The 16,426-nt window shown below is 72.8% G+C and carries 15 protein-coding genes; 9 read left to right on the forward strand and 6 right to left on the reverse strand.

Translation table 11 applies throughout. The annotated features are described in order from the left end of the window. Window positions 1–7 precede the first annotated feature (7 nt). Together ACUY4T_RS12780 and ACUY4T_RS12785 are read left to right on the forward strand one after the other, a co-directional pair. A complete protein-coding gene (locus ACUY4T_RS12780; protein ID WP_446019343.1) occupies window positions 8–1,537 on the forward strand; it encodes an SDR family oxidoreductase in 1,530 nt (509 codons plus the stop codon). Window positions 1,538–1,602: 65 nt separating this feature from the next. After that, complete coding sequence (locus ACUY4T_RS12785; RefSeq protein ID WP_446019344.1) at window positions 1,603–2,574, forward strand: glycerophosphodiester phosphodiesterase; 972 nt, start codon at window positions 1,603–1,605, stop codon at window positions 2,572–2,574. Between the two features lie 13 nt (window positions 2,575–2,587). Here ACUY4T_RS12785 and ACUY4T_RS12790 read toward each other — a convergent pair whose 3' ends face one another. After that, a complete protein-coding gene (locus ACUY4T_RS12790; protein WP_446019345.1) occupies window positions 2,588–3,136 on the reverse strand; it encodes an O-acetyl-ADP-ribose deacetylase in 549 nt (182 codons plus the stop codon). Between the two features lie 3 nt (window positions 3,137–3,139). Next, a complete protein-coding gene (locus ACUY4T_RS12795; protein WP_446019346.1) occupies window positions 3,140–3,418 on the reverse strand; it encodes a metal-sensitive transcriptional regulator in 279 nt (92 codons plus the stop codon). A 114-nt stretch (window positions 3,419–3,532) separates the two neighbouring features. Between ACUY4T_RS12795 and ACUY4T_RS12800 the strand changes: the two genes are divergently transcribed. Then, a complete protein-coding gene (locus ACUY4T_RS12800; protein WP_446019347.1) occupies window positions 3,533–5,449 on the forward strand; it encodes a DUF2207 family protein in 1,917 nt (638 codons plus the stop codon). Window positions 5,450–5,473: 24 nt separating this feature from the next. On the opposite strand, the gene ACUY4T_RS12805 is transcribed toward ACUY4T_RS12800, so the two are convergent. Next, window positions 5,474–5,686, reverse strand: coding sequence for a hypothetical protein (locus ACUY4T_RS12805; protein WP_446019348.1), 213 nt, complete (start codon window positions 5,684–5,686; stop codon window positions 5,474–5,476). 302 nt (window positions 5,687–5,988) lie between these two features. On the opposite strand from ACUY4T_RS12805, the gene ACUY4T_RS12810 reads away from it, so the two are divergent. The 4 genes from ACUY4T_RS12810 (at window position 5,989) to ACUY4T_RS12825 (ending at window position 11,383) form a co-directional block, all read left to right on the forward strand. Beyond that, a complete protein-coding gene (locus ACUY4T_RS12810) occupies window positions 5,989–8,112 on the forward strand; it encodes a DEAD/DEAH box helicase (RefSeq protein ID WP_446019349.1) in 2,124 nt (707 codons plus the stop codon). A gap of 132 nt (window positions 8,113–8,244) precedes the next feature. After that, entirely contained in the window at window positions 8,245–9,276 is a 1,032-nt protein-coding gene (locus ACUY4T_RS12815; protein ID WP_446019350.1) for a 6-phosphofructokinase, read from the forward strand. A gap of 4 nt (window positions 9,277–9,280) precedes the next feature. Next, window positions 9,281–9,778, forward strand: a complete 498-nt coding sequence (locus tag ACUY4T_RS12820) for an 8-oxo-dGTP diphosphatase (RefSeq protein ID WP_446019351.1) — start codon at window positions 9,281–9,283, stop codon at window positions 9,776–9,778. 129 nt (window positions 9,779–9,907) lie between these two features. After that, window positions 9,908–11,383 (forward strand): NCS2 family permease, encoded by a 1,476-nt coding sequence (locus ACUY4T_RS12825; protein WP_446019352.1) that lies wholly within the window; start codon window positions 9,908–9,910, stop codon window positions 11,381–11,383. Between the two features lie 75 nt (window positions 11,384–11,458). Here ACUY4T_RS12825 and ACUY4T_RS12830 read toward each other — a convergent pair whose 3' ends face one another. After that, window positions 11,459–12,805, reverse strand: a complete 1,347-nt coding sequence (locus ACUY4T_RS12830) for a uracil-xanthine permease family protein (RefSeq protein WP_446019353.1) — start codon at window positions 12,803–12,805, stop codon at window positions 11,459–11,461. A 154-nt stretch (window positions 12,806–12,959) separates the two neighbouring features. Here ACUY4T_RS12830 and ACUY4T_RS12835 point away from each other — a divergent pair, with 154 nt between their 5' ends. Beyond that, window positions 12,960–13,331 (forward strand): DUF4190 domain-containing protein, encoded by a 372-nt coding sequence (locus tag ACUY4T_RS12835; protein ID WP_446019354.1) that lies wholly within the window; start codon window positions 12,960–12,962, stop codon window positions 13,329–13,331. Window positions 13,332–13,435: 104 nt separating this feature from the next. After that, complete coding sequence (locus ACUY4T_RS12840) at window positions 13,436–14,812, forward strand: adenylate/guanylate cyclase domain-containing protein (RefSeq protein ID WP_446019355.1); 1,377 nt, start codon at window positions 13,436–13,438, stop codon at window positions 14,810–14,812. A gap of 7 nt (window positions 14,813–14,819) precedes the next feature. Here the strand turns inward: ACUY4T_RS12840 and ACUY4T_RS12845 are convergent, their stop codons facing one another. Beyond that, entirely contained in the window at window positions 14,820–15,617 is a 798-nt protein-coding gene (locus tag ACUY4T_RS12845; RefSeq protein WP_446019356.1) for a FadR/GntR family transcriptional regulator, read from the reverse strand. Between the two features lie 9 nt (window positions 15,618–15,626). Continuing rightward, window positions 15,627–16,418, reverse strand: a complete 792-nt coding sequence (locus ACUY4T_RS12850) for a 3-oxoacyl-ACP reductase (RefSeq protein WP_446019357.1) — start codon at window positions 16,416–16,418, stop codon at window positions 15,627–15,629. Window positions 16,419–16,426: the final 8 nt, after the last annotated feature.

A 16,426-nucleotide genomic window follows, 5' to 3' on the forward strand; every position in this document is an offset into this window, starting at 1 on the left:
TCGGGCCATGCGCATCCTGGTGACCGGAGCGACGGGGTACATCGGCGGACGGCTCGTGCCCCGCCTCATCGACGAGGGCCACGAGGTCCGCGTCCTCGTGCGCCGGCCGGAGCGGTTGCGCGACGTGCCCTGGGCGGCCGGGGTCGACGTCGTGGACGGCGACCTGACGGATCGGTCGGCGGTCGACCGAGCCACCCGCGACATCGACGTCGTGTACTACCTCGTGCACTCGATGGGCGGCCGCGGCGACTTCGAGGACACCGAACTCCGGATCGCGCGCAACGTCGCCGCGGCGTCGAAGGCGAACGGCGTGCGACGCATCGTGTACCTCGGCGGCCTGCACCCCGCCGACGGAACCCTCTCGCGGCACCTGCGCTCCCGCGTCCGGGTCGGGGAGATCCTCCTCGGCTCCGGTGTCCCGACGATCGTCCTGCAGGCCGGCGTGATCATCGGCTCGGGCTCCACGTCGTTCGAGATGATCCGGCACCTCACCGAGGTGCTGCCGTACATGCCCGCCCCGCGGTGGGTGCGCAACTTCATCCAGCCGATCGCGGTGCGCGACGTGCTCTTCTACCTGATCCGCGCCGCGGACGTGCCGCCGGAGGTGAACCGCGCGTTCGACATCGGCGGCCCGGACGTGCTCAGGTACGGCCAGCTCATGAACGGCTACGCCGTCGAGGCGGGCCTGCGGCAGCGGCCCATCGCGGCGCTGCCGGTCCTCACCCCGTGGCTCGCGGGCCAGTGGGTGAACCTCGTCACGCCGATCCCGAGGCAGCTCGCGGTCCCCATCATCGAGTCCCTCCAGTTCGACTGCGTGATGCGCGAGCACGACATCGACGCCGTGATCCCGCCCCCGCCCGAGGGGCTCGTCGGCTACCGTCGCTCGGTCCGTCTGGCTCTCGAGAAGGAGCGGGCGGGCGAGGTGGAGACCAGCTGGCGCAACTCGGAGGTCGAGGGCGCGCCGAGCGACCCGCTGCCGAGCGACCCGGACTGGTCGGGCCACACGGTCTACGTCGACGAACGCGAGCGTCATGCCGACGCCACGGTCGACGACCTCTGGTCGGTCATCGAGGGGGTCGGCGGTGAGAACGGGTGGTACTCCTTCCCGCTCGCCTGGGCCGTGCGCGGCTGGATCGACAAGCTCTTCGGCGGTGTCGGCCTGCGGCGCGGCCGGCGGGACCCCGACACGCTCCACCCGGGCGACGCCGTGGACTTCTGGCGCGTCGAGGCGCTCGAGCGCCCGGCGTTCCTCCGCCTGCGCGCCGAGATGCGGGTGCCCGGCCGCGCCTGGCTCGAGATGTCGGCCGCGCCCGAGGGGCGGGGGTCGCGGTACCGCCAGCGGGCGGTGTTCTTCCCGAAGGGGCTCGCGGGGCGTCTCTACTGGTGGTCGATCGTCCCGATCCACGGCGTGGTGTTCGCCGGCATGGCCAACCGGATCACCGCGGAGGCGGAGGCCCTGCGGCGGGAACGCCCGTCGGCCGGTGGGGAGCCCGCCGACGAGGCGACACGTCAGCGGGAGACGGTAACGAAACGGTAACGGCGTTGCTAGAGTGACCGGCACGGCACGCGCAACGGTGCGCGGGGCCGAGGAAGGTCACCCCAGTGCGCCACGCCCCCCACGCGCTCGATGCCCCCGCCGCGCCCGCCGATCCGCGTCGATCCGACCCGAGGCCGTCCCGCCGCCTGCCGATCCCGGTGCGACCGCCGCGGCGCGGCATCCGGATCTCACTCGCCGCCGCGGGCATCGCCGCGACCGCGTCGCTGCTGTGGACCGCCGCCACCCCCGGAGACGTCTACGCGATCGACGTCTTCGGCGCCTTGCGCCAGCCGGGGGAGGCCGCCGTGATCATCGGCCACCGAGGCGACCGCTCCCTCGCGCCCGAGAACACGATGCCCTCGCTCGAACTGGCCATGGACGGGCTGGCGTACGTCGAGACCGACGTCCGGCTCAGCCGGGACGGCGTCCCGGTGCTCTTCCACGACACCGACCTCGAACGCGTCGCCGGTCGCAGCGGCCGAGTGGAGGACCTCGCGCTCGCCGAGCTCGAGCGGCTCGACGTGGGTGCGTGGTACGGCGACGAGTTCGCCGGACTCTCGATCCCCACGCTGGACGCCTTCCTCGCCGCCCTCGCCGAACGCGACGACGCCCGCGCCCTCGTCGAGCTCAAGGCGGCCTGGTCGCCCGACGAGGTGCGGCGGGTGCTCGACCTGGTGGAGCTGCACGGACTGCGCGGCAGGGTGGTCCTGCAGAGCTTCAGCATCGAGACGCTGCAGTCCATCCGGCAGGTCGCGCCGACCACGCCGCGGATCATGCTCATCCGCGAACTGCCCGGCGATCCCGTGCCGCTTGCCGAGCGGCTGGGCGTCCTCGGCTTCGGCACCACCGCGGCATCCGTCACCGCGGCACCGGATGCGGTCGACGCGGCGCACGCCGCGGGCATCGCCGTGCTCTGCTACACGCTGAACACGCAGGACACCTGGGCGCAGGTGCGGGAACTCGGCGTCGACGGCATCATCACCGACCAGCCGAGCGACCTCGACGCGTGGATCGCGACGACCGCGCCCGGCACCTGAGCGACGGCCGGGCTCAGCCGGCGACCGCCCGGACGCCCAGGCGGGCGGCGGCGGCCGCGAACCGGTCGTGCATGGCGTCGGAGAACAGCACGAAGCGGATCAGCGACGGTGCGGCGTGGGCTCCCGCGGCCGTCTCCAGCGCGACCTCCGCGGCGTCGTCCGGTGGCCAGCCGTAGACGCCGGCCGAGATCGCGGGGAACGCCACCGACGCGGCGCCGAGCCCCGCGGCCACTCCCAGCGCGTTCCGGTACGCGGCCCCGAGGAGCTCCCGGCGCCGGCGCGCCTCGGGGCCGTCGCCCGGCCAGACCGGGCCGACCGCGTGGATCACCCAGCGCGCGGGGAGCCTGCCCGCCGTCGTGGCCACCGCCTCCCCGGTGGGCAGCCCGTCGGGGAGCGACGACGCGCGCAGTGCGCGGCACTCGGCGAGGATGTCGGGCCCGCCGGCCCGGTGGATCGCGCCGTCCACGCCGCCGCCGCCGAGCAGCGACGAGTTCGCGGCGTTCACGATGGCGTCGACGCGCTCCAGCGTGAGGTCGCCGGTGACGAGCTCGATGCGCGCCATCCGTCAGCTGCGGTTGTTCGAGAGCTCGAAGATGCGGACCAGTTCGGCCACCGCCTCCTCGCGCCGGTCGCCGCCCTCCTCGTACATGTGCGACACGTGGGTGCGCAGGTGGTTCTCGACGAGGAGCTTGTTCAGCGACCCGAGCGACTTCTGCACCGCGAGCGACAGCGTGATGATGTCGACGCAGTAGTCCTCGTTCTCGATCATCTTCTCGATGCCGCGCAGCTGGCCCTCGATGATCTTCGTCCGGTGCAGGGCGCGCTTCTTGATGTCGTCGATCACCCTGCAAGGATACGCCCGCGCCGCGATACCCCCGCCCGTATCCACCCTCGCGCGTCGCGCACGGCGCCCCGCGAAACGGATGACGCGCGACCCGGGGTTCGCTACCGTGATCCCATGGTCGTGACCTCGCACGGGCGACGGGCGCGGCGACGCGCGGTCGCCGCGCTCGCGGCGCTCGTCGGCGTCGTCGTCCTCGCCGGTGCCGCGCCCGCCGCCGTCGCGTCGTCCGCCGCCGAGGCGGGGGAGCGCGTCCGGGCCGCGCCGCCGGCGGTGCAGGCCGTGCCGGCCGACGTGAACGACTTCACGTTCGCCCGGTTCGACGCGATCTACGAGCTCGACCGCGACGCCGAGCGCCGATCCGAACTGCTCACGACCGAGACGCTCGTCGCGGTGTTCCCCGAGTACGACCAGAACCGCGGCATCCGGCGCGCGATCCCGCGAACGTACGACGGCCACCCGACCGACATCCGCATCCTCTCGGTGACCGACGAGACGGGCGCGGCCCGCGGCTTCGAGGTGGAGCGGAGCGAGGACGGCGTGTTCGAGCTCGTCACGATCGCGGCCGACGACTTCGTGCACGGCGAGCAGACGTACGTGATCGAGTACCACCAGCGCAACGTCACGTTCGACCCCGACGACGCGACGATCCAGGAGTTCTACTGGGACGTCAACGGCACCGGCTGGGCGCAGCCGTTCGGCGTGGTGCGCGGCGAGCTCCGGCTCGGCTCGGGGCTCGCCGACGCCCTGACAGGTGATGCGGCCTGCTACCGGGGGTACCAGGGTTCCGCCACGCCCTGCGAGGAACTGCAGGTCGACCCGGCGGCCGAGGCCGCGCTCATCGCGCAGGCCACCGCGCTCGGGCCCTACGAGAACCTGACCCTGGCGATCGGCTTCGCACCCGGCACCTTCGAGCCGCGCGACGAGAGCTTCACCTCGTCACCCGCCGCGATGGGGTCGGCGGCGGCGGCGCTGACCGCGCTCACGCTCGCGATCCTCGCCGGCGTCTTCCGCGCGACGCGCTGGCGCGACCATCCCGGCCGCGGGATCATCGTCGCCGAGTACGAGCCGCCGGAGCGTCCCTCGCTCATGGAGGCCGCCGACCTCGTCCGGGCGCCCGGGAAGGGGATCACGGCCACGATCCTCGCCGAGGCGGTCGCCGGCCGGGTGCGGGTGGTCGAGACGGGCCGCCGGCGGTACGCGGTCGAGCTCGTGGGATCCTTCGACGGGGCCGACCGCGATGCCGCACGCGTCCTCTCGGCGCTGTTCGGACCGATCCCGATCCTCGGGGCGCGCCGCGACCTCAAGTCGCGCGATTCGAGCCTCGGCGTGTCGCTCGCGGGCCTGCGGTCCGGGGTGCACTCGCGGGTCGTCAGGGAGGGACTGCGGCACCGGACCGATCGACGGCTCCGCGCGCTGCTCGCCGTGCTCGCCATCGCGGCCTCGGCGCTGGCCGGCCTGCTCGGCATCATGGCCCTGGACGCGAACATGGGCGGAGGCTGGCCCTGGCTGACGATCCTCGGATCGGGGGTCGCGGCGTTCATCGCGGTGGCGCTGGTGGTCGGCGTGCGGCCGCTCACCGAACGGGGCCGCGCGCTCCGCGACCACCTCGAGGGACTCCGCGAGTACATCCGCCTCGCCGAGGCGGATCGCCTCCGGATGCTGCAGAGCCCGAGCGGCGCCGAACGGGTGCCCGCCTCGCAGCCGGCGACCGCGACGACGGCGGCGGCCGCCGACCCCGACGCGGTGCTGCGCATCACCGAGCGGCTCCTGCCCTACGCCGTGCTCTTCGGGCAGGAGCGCGAGTGGAGCGACGAACTGGCGCACCTGTACGCCCAGCGCGGCGAGGAGCCCCGCTGGTACTCGGGGCGCAGCGGGTTCGACGCGGCCGTGTTCGCCGCCGGCATCAACTCGTTCTCGAGCGCCTCGAGCTCCAGCTGGTCGGGCTCGTCGTCGAGTTCGTCGTCGAGCGGATCCGGCGGGGGCGGATCCAGCGGCGGCGGCGGAGGCGGAGGCGGTGGCGGCGGCGTCTGACCGGGGTCGGGCGTCACGCCGGTGCTACTCGTCCGTCTCGGCGGCGCGCTCCTCGGGGAGGACCACCCGGCGCTCCTCGTCGATGCCGACGACGTCGTCGCCCGCATCGTCGCCGACCGGACGGCCGTCGGCATCGACCTCGGCGGTCGCGGACTCCGCCGGGATCTCGCCGTCCTGCGCCACCTCGAACTCGTGGTCCTCGGCGAAGGCTCCGCCGATCCCAGTCGTCTCGTCCATGCGACGAGCCTAGCCCCGCCCGCCATCCGCCCGACAGGCCGGAAGGCCCGCCGTCGACGGGGATCCGAACCGCGCGGCCGGGCGCCGTTGGCGCGGCGGGCGTCGCACCGCGTACAATGGCCCAGGCGCCCGACGAATCCGTTCTTCGGTCCGACGGCTGGGGGAACTCGCCCCGCCCTGCTCGGCTCCCGGATTCGGCGCACCGCGACGACGGCCTCGACGATCGATCCCGTCGCGGCGGTGCCGGCCACCGATGGGTGGCAGGGGAGCCCGTTCGCATCGGGCCCAGACAGGGGAGGACCATGGCCCAGACGAGGCAGCGGCAGCGCACGCGCTCGCGTGACGACGACGCGCCCATCATCCCGATCCTCGCGCGCAAGGTGCGCGAGGTCGAGCAGAAGGCACAGAAGAACAAGCTGGGGCCCACCAACCGCACCAAGTTCCAGGTGATCGCGCTCCTCATGCGCGAGGAGCGCGCGCGGGTGAAGGGCGACGCCGAGATCGGCGACGGTGCGCGCGCCGAGCTGCTGAAGCGCCTCGACGGCATCGCCCAGATCCTCGCGAAGACGGCGGCCCGGGACACGAGCCTCATCACGCTGCTCGAGCCCGACGCGTCGATCTCGACGGTCGCGCAGCGGTTCCGCCGCGACTGGCTGCTCGAGTCCGGCGCCGAGCTCAGCGAGGACGAGCTGATCATCGTCCGCGAGCCCGAGGCCAAGCCGGAACTCGCGCAGAACCAGGTCATCCCGCCGTCCGTGAAGTCGCGCCAGCTGGCCAGCCCCTTCCTCGCTCCGGACTTCTCCAGGGCGGCGCAGTCGACGGTCCCCGTGCGGCGCCTCGCGAACTGGGAACTGCTCGGGCCGCTGTTCAAGTCCTTCGAGGCGGGATCGGGCGGACAGGCCGCCTCGATGGACCTCCCCGAGGCGCCCCGCGTCGACCGGCTGGCGCCCCGCGGGCTCGAGCTCATGCCGCACCAGGCGCGATTCATCGAGGCCGCCCGCCAGGGTCACCGCCGCTTCCTGCTCGCCGACGAGCCCGGACTCGGCAAGACCGCCCAGTCGGTGCTCGCGGCCTCGGTCGCCGGCGCCTACCCGCTTCTGGCCGTCGTCCCGAACGTCGTCAAGATGAACTGGGCGCGCGAGGTGGAGCGCTGGACTCCGCATCGGCGCGCGACGGTCATCCACGGCGACGGCGACAGCGTCGACGCGTTCGCCGACGTCATCGTCGTGAACTACGACGTGCTCGACCGCCACATGGCGTGGCTGTCGACGATGGGCTTCCGCGGCATGGTCGTCGACGAGGCGCACTTCATCAAGAACCTGCAGTCGCAGCGCTCCCGCAACGTCCTGGCGCTCGCCGACCGGATCCGCCGCAACGTCCCGGGCGGCGACCCGCTGCTCCTGGCCCTCACCGGCACCCCCCTCATCAACGACGTCGACGACTTCCGCGCGATCTGGCAGTTCCTCGGATGGATCGACGGCGACCGGCCGTCGCCGGAGCTGCTCGGCCGCCTCGAGGAGACCGGGCTGACGCCCGCCGACCACGGTTTCTACGCCGAGGCCCGCCGTATCGTGATCGACCTCGGCATCGTGCGGCGCCGCAAGGTCGACGTGGCCGCAGACCTGCCCGACAAGCGCATCGCCGACCTCCCCGTGGAGCTCGACGACGAGCTGGGCCGGTCCATCCGTGCCGCCGAGCGCGAACTCGGCAACCGCCTCGCGAGCCGGTTCCGTGCGCTCGTCGAGTCGCGCAAGCTCCGCGTGGGCGACCTCGACGAGCTCGATCGCGACCAGTTCATCCGTGCGGTCGCCCTGTCCGAGCTGGAGGAGTCGAAGTCGGCGAAGTCCGGCGAGAACGTGTTCACCATGGTGCGTCGCATCGGGCAGGCGAAGGCCGGCCTCGCGGCGGACTACGCCGCGCAGCTCGCGCGGTCGGCCGGCAAGGTCGTGTTCTTCGCCAAGCACATCGACGTCATGGACCAGGCCGAGGCGTCGTTCGCGGCCCGCGAGCTGCGCTCCGTCTCGATCCGCGGCGACCAGAGCGCCGTGGCGCGCCAGCAGGCGATCGACGCGTTCAACTCCGACCCCGACGTCTCGGTCGCGGTGTGCTCGCTCACGGCGGCGGGCGTCGGCGTGAACCTCCAGTCGGCGTCGAACGTCGTGCTCGCCGAGCTCAGCTGGACCGCGGCCGAGCAGACGCAGGCCATCGACCGCGTGCACCGCATCGGCCAGGACGAGCCGGTGACCGCGTGGCGCATCATCGCCGCGCACACGGTCGACGCGCGCATCGCCGAGCTGATCGACCAGAAGCAGGGGCTGGCGCTGCGCGCCCTCGACGGGCTCGACGTCGAGCCCGGTTCGGCCGACTCGGTCCAGCTCGACGCGTTGCAGCACCTGCTCCGCCAGGCGCTCGACGGCGCCCTGTAGCGGTCGGGCCCGCGGCATCCGTCGTCGTCACGACGTGAACGGATGCCGCGGGCCCGACTAGACTCCGACACGTTCGCGCCTCGACGATGCGGCCCCCCGCGAACGATCCACCTCACGAGGAGTCAACCAGGCATGAAGATCGGCATTCTCACGAGCGGCGGCGACTGCCCCGGCCTCAACGCGGTCATCCGGGGCGCCGTGCTGAAGGGCGTCATCTCGCACGAGGCGGAGTTCGTCGGGTTCCGCTGGGGCTGGCGCGGCGTCGTCGAGCGCGACATCATGCCCATCACCCGCCACGACGTGCGCGGGCTCTCCAAGCAGGGCGGCACCATCCTCGGCTCGAGCCGCACGAACCCCTTCGAGGGCGAGCGGGGTGGACCGGAGAACATCCGGCGGATGCTCGACGAGGAGGGTATCGACGCGATCGTCGCGATCGGCGGCGAGGGCACGCTCACCGCGGCCCGCCGCCTGTGGGACGAGGGCGGCATCCCCGTGATCGGCGTCCCCAAGACCATCGACAACGACCTCGCCGCGACCGACTACTCGTTCGGCTTCGACACGGCCGTCGAGATCGCGACCGAGGCGATCGACCGCCTGCGCACCACGGCCGAGTCGCACAACCGCGCGATCGTGCTCGAGGTCATGGGCCGCCACGTCGGCTGGATCGCCCTGCACTCGGGCATGGCGGGCGGCGCGCACGCGATCCTCATCCCCGAGCAGCCCATGGGCATCGACGAGATCTGCGAGTACGTCGAGTCCGTGCGCGACCGCGGCCGGGCTCCGCTGATCGTGGTCGCCGAGGGCTTCAAGCTCGACACGATGGAGGAGGCGCACTCGCACCTGGGCCTCGACGCGTTCAACCGGCCGCGCCTGGGCGGCATCGCCGAGAAGCTCGCGCCGATGATCGAGGAGCGCACCGGCATCGAATCGCGGCACACCGTCCTCGGCCACATCCAGCGCGGCGGCGCCCCGTCGGCGTACGACCGCGTCCTCGCGACGCGCCTCGGCATGGCCGCGGCCGACGCCGCGCTCGACCGCGCCTGGGGCAGCATGGTCACCCTCCGCGGCACCGACATCAAGCGCGTGACGATCGCCGAGGCGACGGGCGGACTGAACCTGGTCCCGCAGTCGCGCTACGACGAGGCGAAGATCCTCTTCGGCTGAGTCGATGGCCGACCGTCGGATGCCGCTGCCGCAGGTCTGCGTCTGCTACCTGCTGCGCGAGGCCGGCGGGCGCACGCAGGTGCTGCTCGGGCGCAAGAAGCACGGACTCGGTCGCGGCTACTTCGTGGGACTCGGCGGCAAGCTCGAACCGGGGGAGACCGCGGTCGAGGCGGCCGTGCGCGAGGTCCACGAGGAGTCGGGTGTCACGGTCCGCGCGGCGGACCTCGAGGCGCGGGGCCTCCTGACCTACCTCTTCCCGCACCGCGAGGCGTGGAGCCAGGAGTCGAGCGTCTTCGTCACGCGATCGTTCGCCGGGGTGCCCGCCTCGTCCGACGAGCTCGATCCCGAGTGGTTCGACCTCGACCGGGTGCCGCTCGACGAGATGTGGGACGACGCCCGCCACTGGCTGCCGGGCGTGCTCGCGGGCGGCAGGGTGCGCCGCACGTTCGAGTTCGGCCCGGACCTCGCCACGGTGGTGCGCCACCGGGACCACGTCGCATAGGATCATCGGGTCTCGGCGCCCGTCGACGTCCCGAGACCACAGCCGGGACGTCGCCGTCCCGTTCCACCTCCGCCCGACCGGGCGGACGGCAGTCGAGGTGCGATCACGCGCCTCCGAACCGGGGAAGACATGACCGCGACCGAGACCGAGAACCGACCCGAGCCCGCGCCCGAACCGCGACCGCGGCGGGCCATCGACCGCTACTTCGAGATCACCGAGCGCGGATCGACCATCCCCGCCGAGGTGCGCGGCGGCGTCGTGACGTTCGTGACGATGGCGTACATCGTCATCCTGAACCCGATCATCCTGTCGGGCGGCACGGACGTCGACGGCAACGGGCTCGACTTCGCGCAGGTCGCCGCCGTCACGGGCCTCACGGCCGGCGTGATGACGATCCTGTTCGGGGTCGTCGCGCGCCTGCCCTTCGCCTTCGCCGCCGGGCTCGGCATCAACTCCTTCCTCGCGGTGTCGGTGGTCGGCCAGGTGACCTGGCCGGAGGCCATGGGCCTCGTGCTCATCAACGGCCTGATCATCGTGCTGCTCGCGGCGACGGGCCTGCGCCGGCTCATCTTCGAGGCCGTCCCGATGCAGCTCAAGCTCGCGATCACGGTCGGGATCGGCCTGTTCATCGCGTTCATCGGCTTCGTGGACGCGGGCTTCGTCACGGCGACCGGCGCCGGGTCCCCGCCGGTCGGCCTCGGCGTCGACGGCTCCGTGTCGACCATCCCGACGCTGGTGTTCGTGCTCACCCTGCTCGCGACCGGGGTGCTCGTGGCCCTCCGCGTGAAGGGCGGCATCCTCATCGGCCTGCTCTCGGGCACCCTGCTCGCCGTGGTCCTCGAGGCGATCCTCGACCTCGGCCCGAAGTTCGGCGCCGACGGGCAGGTGAACGCGCAGGGCTGGGGCCTGTCGGTCCCCGAGCTCCCCGCGCAGTGGGTGAGCCTGCCCGACCTGTCCCTCATCGGCCAGGTCAGCTTCGGCAGCTTCGAGCGGATCGGCGTGCTCGCGGCGCTCATGCTCGTCTTCACGCTGGTCTTCACCAACTTCTTCGACGCCCTCGGCACGATGACGGGACTGTCGAAGGAGGCGGGCCTCGCCGACGAGAAGGGCGAGTTCCCGCGCCTCCGGTCGGCGCTGATCGTCGAGGGCGTCGGCGCCGTGGCGGGCGGGTTCACGTCGAGCTCGTCGAACACGGTCTTCATCGAGTCGGGGTCGGGCATCGGCGAGGGTGCGCGCACGGGGCTCGCGAACCTCGTGACCGGCGTGCTCTTCCTGCTCGCGATGTTCCTCACCCCGCTCACCTCGATGGTGCCGTCCGAGGTCGCGGCCGCAGCGCTCGTCATCGTCGGTGCGCTGATGATGTCGCAGATCCGCGGGATCGACCTCAGCGAGTTCAGCGTGCTCCTGCCGGTGTTCCTCACGATCACGGTCATGCCGCTCACCTACTCGATCGCGAACGGCATCGGCGCGGGCTTCATCAGCTGGGTCGTCGTGCGTGCGCTCTCCGGCAAGGCCCGCGAGATCAGCCCGCTGCTGTGGATCGTCGCGGTCGGCTTCGTGATCTACTTCACCCGCGGACCGGTCGAGTCGCTCATCGCCGGCTGAGTTCGGCGCCTCCGCGACGGCGGATGCCACGGGGCCGGCCCGTGGCATCCGCCGTTCGTCGTCTCGACCGTCGCGTCAGCCGCGCTCGCCGGGCGAGGGTGCCGCGCTCGCGCCCGGGACCGGCCGCTCGGCCGGCGCAGCCGTGCCGCGGAGCCGTGCGATGCCGTTCATCACGTAGTAGATCCCGATCGCCGCGATCGTGCCGAGGGCGATGCCGTTGAACGTCACCTCGCCGGCATTGAACGTGAAGTCGGCGATCCCGATGACCAGCGCCGTCGCGGCGGTGAACTGGTTCACGGGGTTCGTGAAGTCGACGCGGTTGTCGACCCAGATCTTCACGCCGATGACGCCGATCAGGCCGTACAGGGCCGTCGTCACGCCGCCGAGCACGCCCGGCGGGACCGTGTTGATCAGCGCGCCGACCTTCGGGGAGAGGCCGAGCAGCACGGCGAACGAGCCGGCCACCCAGTAGGCGGCGGTCGAGTACACCCGCGTCGCCGCCATCACGCCGATGTTCTCGCCGTAGGTGGTCGTCCCGGACCCGCCGAAGAAGCCCGCCAGCGTCGTGGCGAGGCCGTCGGCGAGCAGCGCGCGTCCGGTGGACGCGTTGACCCGCGCATCCGTCATCTGCGCGACGCCCCGGATGTGGCCGACGTTCTCGGCCACGAGGACGAGCACGACGGGCAGGAAGGCGGGCAGGACGCCCCAGATCGCGGCATCCGAGAGCGGGTTCGCCGGCAGGTGGAACGCCGGCAGGCCGATCCAGGCCGCCTCGCCGACCGCGGCGAAGTCGACCTCGCCCTGCGCCACGGCGACCGCGTAGCCGACGAGCACGCCGAGGAGGATCGACATGCGGCCGAGGATGCCGCGGAACGCGACGCTCGCGACGAGCACCGCGGCGAGGGTCACGAGCGCCGTGAGCGGCGCCTGCTGGAAGTTCGCCTTCGCGACCGGCGCGAGGTTGAGGCCGATGAGGGCGACGATCGCGCCCGCCACGACGGGCGGCATGAGCGCGTCGATCCAGCCGGACCCGGCGAACTGCACGACCAGGCCGACCAGCGCGAGGAGCACGCCGACCACGACGATCCCGAACAGCGCGGCGCCCATCGGATCGGCCACGCCGTCGGCGGCCATCGCCGCGGTGATCGGTGCGATGAACGCGAACGACGAGCCGAGGTAGCTGGGCACCCGGTTGCCGGTGACGAGCAGGAAGAGGATGGTGCCGACGCCGGAGAAGAACAGCGTCGTCGCGGGCGGGAAGCCCGTGATGATCGGCACGAGGAAGGTCGCGCCGAACATGGCGACCACGTGCTGGGCGCCGAGTCCGACGGTTCGCGGCCAGGACAGGCGCTCGCCGGGCGCGACGACCTCGCCCGGCGCGACGTGCGCGCCGTCGCCGTGGACGGTCCAGGGCAGGGGCATGGGACTCCGATCGGGTAGGGGGTGGGCTCGACGGATGCTACCGGCTGGCGGCCGGGGGCGTCAGCCGCCCGGCGGATCCGGGGGTTCGCCCCATACTGCGCCCGCCGTCGGCTCCGTAGCGTGGGGCCATCACCTCGGACAGGAGAACCCCGCGATGACCACCGCAACCGATCCCACCACCGACCACGCCGCCGCCCCGGCGGCTCCGCCGGCGCCGCCCGCCCTGGACGCCGAGGCGTCGTACGCTCTGGCGGTCGCGCCGGCCGCCGACGAGCAGCGCGGCTTCGCGATCTCGAGCCTCGTGCTGGGCCTCGTCTCGATCGTGGCCGGCTTCACCTTCGTCGTCCCGGTCGCCGGCCTCGTGCTGGGCATCCTCGCGCTGAAGCGCGAGCCCTCGGCGCGCACGATGGCGATCTGGGGCATCGTGCTGAACGGCGTGATGCTGGCCGGCATCGTGATCGCGGGCCTGGTCACGGCCGCGGTCGGGGTGTTCCTGCTGCCCTTCGTGCCGTTCGCGTTCATCTGAGCCGCGTCCGCACGACGACGCCCCGGTCCTGCGACCGGGGCGTCGCCGTGCGCCGACCGCCCTCGGCCGGCCCCTCGGGCGTAGTCTGGCGGCGGAGGGGCGGGATGGAGCTCGAACGAGGCAGGCGGATCCGCGCGGCACGGCCCGAGGAACCGGGCTACGCCGCGACGGAGGACGGCTACGTCGCGTACCGCGTGTTCGGGACCGGCCCGCGCGACCTGCTCGTCATCGGCAACTGGGCGAGCAACGTCGAGGTGCTCGCCGAGCATCCCTCCATGGCGCGGTACCTCGACCGGCTCTCGCGGTTCGCGCGCGTCATCTGCTTCGACAAGCGGGGTGCCGGCCTCTCCGATCCGGTGCCGCTGAACGCGCTGCCGACCCTCGAGCACTGGATCGACGACGCGCGCGCCGTGCTCGACGCCGTCGGCTCGGAGAGCGCCGCCCTCCTCGGCGACGCCGAGGGCGGGCCGATGGCGATGACGTTCGCGGCGACCCACCCGGAGCGCACCCGGGCACTCGTCCTCGTGAACACCTTCGCCCGGATGCTCCGCGACGACGACTACCCGATCGGCATGCCGGAGGAGGCCTCGGAGCGACTGCTCGTGGAATGGGAACGAGGATGGGGCCGCGGCGACGTCGTGCTGCCCCTCTCGGCCCCGGGCGTCGCCGACGATCCGCAGATGCAGCGCTGGGCCGGCCGCTACATGCGGCTGTCGGCGTCGCCGGCCGCGGCGACGCGGATCTACCGGTGGGTGCTCCACCTCGACGTGCGATCGGTGCTGCCCAGCATCAACGTGCCGACGCTCGTCCTCCACCGCGCCGGCAACCGGCACTATCGGGCGGCGATGGGGCGCTACCTCGCCGAGCACATCCCCGGTGCGACCTACGTCGAGCTGCCGGGCGCCGACTGGTACCCGCCCTTCGTCGATGCCGATCCGGTCCTGGACCGCATCGAGGAGTTCCTCACCGGCGACCGCCCGGAGCCGAGCGACGATCGCGTGCTGGCCACGGTCCTCTTCACCGACATCGTCGGATCGACCGACTCGGCGGCGCGGATGGGCGACCGCCGGTGGGTCGAGTTGAAGGAGGCCCACGATGCCCTCGTGCGGGCCCAGCTCGCCAGGTACCGGGGCCGGGAGATCGCGACCACGGGAGACGGGTTCCTCGCGATCTTCGACGGGCCGGCGCGCGCGGTGCGGTGCGCCGCGGAGATCGCGGCGGTCGTCCGCACGCTCGGCCTCGACATCCGCGCCGGCCTGCACAGCGGCGAGGTCGAGCTGCACGGCGGCGAGGTCGCGGGCATCGCGGTCCACATCGCCGCCAGGGTCATGGCGCTCGCGGGTACGGGGCGGGTCGTGGTCTCCGGGACGGTGAAGGACCTCGTGGTCGGCTCGCCGATCCGGTTCGAGAGCCTCGGCGAGCACGCGCTGAAGGGCGTTCCGGGCCGATGGCGGCTGTTCGAGGTGGAAGCGGTCGACTGACCCGAGGTCAGCCGTAGAAGCCGCGGAGCAGCGCCTCGGTGCCTTCGAGGTGCTCGGCCATCGCACGCGCCGCATCGTCGCCGGAGCCGCGCAGGATGGCTTCGACGATGGCACGGTGCTGGTCGTCGGAGTGCACGATGTTCGGGGTGAGCAGCGGAATGCCGTCCAGGAACGCGTTCACGCGCATGCGCACGTCGGCCATGAGCGGGATCACGCCGGGCGCGCCCAGCAGTTCGGCGATGAGCAGGTGGAACCGGGAGTCGGCGACGCGGTAGTGCTCGGGTCCGGCATCGTGGCAGTCCCGATACGCCTGCCAGAGACGCTCCCGGTCGGATGCCGCGAGCGGACGTTGCGCAGCGCGGCGTGCCGAGCCCACCTCGATGACCGCGCGCATCGTGAGCGTGTCCTCGAGTTCGGCGGCGAGCGCCTCCGGCTCCGCCGGCGGTCCGGGTGAGTGCGGCGTCGTATGCGCCGGGAGCGGATCGGCGACGAACGTGCCGCCGTACCTGCCTCGCCGCGACACCACCCACCCGGCGTCCGCGAGCGACCCGATCGCCTCGCGGAGCGTGTCGCGACTGACCTCGAGGGTGGCGGCGAGTTCGCGCTCGGGCGGCAGGCGCTCCCCGGGGCCGATGAGCCCGAGGCGGATCGACTGGAGGAGCCGCTGGACGGTCTCCTCGAACGCGTTCGCGGGTCGTGCCGGCGTCAGGAGCAGGCCGGCGCTCAGCAGCGACCCGGGCTCGACCGGCGCGGTCGGCGGCACCGCGGCATCCGCCGCCGTCTCGCCGTCCGCGCCGTTGGTCATGCTCCGAGCCTAGAGCGGGGTGACGTAGGCCGAGCTGATGCCGCCGTCGACGAGGAAGGTCGAGCCGGTGATGAACGAGGCGTCGTCGCTCGCGAGGAACGCGACCGCGGCCGCGAGTTCCTCGGGTTCGGCGAACCGACCGACGGGGACGTGCACGAGCCGGCGCTGGGCGCGCTCGGGATCCGCGGCGAACAGCTCGCGCAGCAGCGGCGTGTTGACCGGGCCGGGGCACAGCGCGTTCACGCGGATGCCCTGGCGGGCGAACTGCACGCCGAGTTCGCGGCTCATGGCCAGCACGCCGCCCTTCGAGGCGGTGTACGAGATCTGCGACGTCGCCGAGCCCAGCACCGCGACGAAGGACGCCGTGTTGATGATCGAGCCGCGGCCCTGCGCGACCATGTGCCGGAGCGCCGCACGCGAGCAGAGGTAGACGGACTTCAGGTTGACGTCCTGCACCTTCTGCCACGCCGGCAGCTCGGTGGTCTCGATCGAGTCGTCGTCGGGCGGGGAGATCCCGGCGTTGTTGAACGCGATGTCCACCGAGCCGTGGACTCGGGCGGCCTCGTCGAACAGGTGGTCCACCTGGGCCTGGTCGGTCACGTCGACCTGCACGAACAGGCCGCCGACTGCGGATGCCGCGGCCTCGCCGGTCGTCGCGTCGAGGTCGCCGATCACGACGCGGGCGCCCTCGGCGGCGAGGCGCTTCGCGGTCGCGAGCCCGATGCCCGACGCCCCGCCGGTGACGACGGCGACGCGTCCCGCGAGCCGCTGGGTGAGGTCGATCGGGGTGAGGTCTGCCATGGTGCTCC

The organism is Agromyces arachidis, assembly GCF_052805135.1.

Bases quoted from the DNA above. Each gene is read 5' to 3' on its own strand.
- ACUY4T_RS12780 (WP_446019343.1), top strand. From the start codon at position 8: ATGCGCATCCTGGTGACCGGAGCGACGGGGTACATCGGCGGACGGCTC.
- ACUY4T_RS12790 (WP_446019345.1), bottom strand. From the start codon at position 3,136: ATGGCGCGCATCGAGCTCGTCACCGGCGACCTCACGCTGGAGCGCGTC.
- ACUY4T_RS12800 (WP_446019347.1), top strand. From the start codon at position 3,533: ATGGTCGTGACCTCGCACGGGCGACGGGCGCGGCGACGCGCGGTCGCC.
- ACUY4T_RS12805 (WP_446019348.1), bottom strand. From the start codon at position 5,686: ATGGACGAGACGACTGGGATCGGCGGAGCCTTCGCCGAGGACCACGAG.
- ACUY4T_RS12810 (WP_446019349.1), top strand. From the start codon at position 5,989: ATGGCCCAGACGAGGCAGCGGCAGCGCACGCGCTCGCGTGACGACGAC.
- ACUY4T_RS12815 (WP_446019350.1), top strand. From the start codon at position 8,245: ATGAAGATCGGCATTCTCACGAGCGGCGGCGACTGCCCCGGCCTCAAC.
- ACUY4T_RS12820 (WP_446019351.1), top strand. From the start codon at position 9,281: ATGGCCGACCGTCGGATGCCGCTGCCGCAGGTCTGCGTCTGCTACCTG.
- ACUY4T_RS12825 (WP_446019352.1), top strand. From the start codon at position 9,908: ATGACCGCGACCGAGACCGAGAACCGACCCGAGCCCGCGCCCGAACCG.
- ACUY4T_RS12830 (WP_446019353.1), bottom strand. From the start codon at position 12,805: ATGCCCCTGCCCTGGACCGTCCACGGCGACGGCGCGCACGTCGCGCCG.
- ACUY4T_RS12835 (WP_446019354.1), top strand. From the start codon at position 12,960: ATGACCACCGCAACCGATCCCACCACCGACCACGCCGCCGCCCCGGCG.
- ACUY4T_RS12840 (WP_446019355.1), top strand. From the start codon at position 13,436: ATGGAGCTCGAACGAGGCAGGCGGATCCGCGCGGCACGGCCCGAGGAA.
- ACUY4T_RS12845 (WP_446019356.1), bottom strand. From the start codon at position 15,617: ATGACCAACGGCGCGGACGGCGAGACGGCGGCGGATGCCGCGGTGCCG.
- ACUY4T_RS12850 (WP_446019357.1), bottom strand. From the start codon at position 16,418: ATGGCAGACCTCACCCCGATCGACCTCACCCAGCGGCTCGCGGGACGC.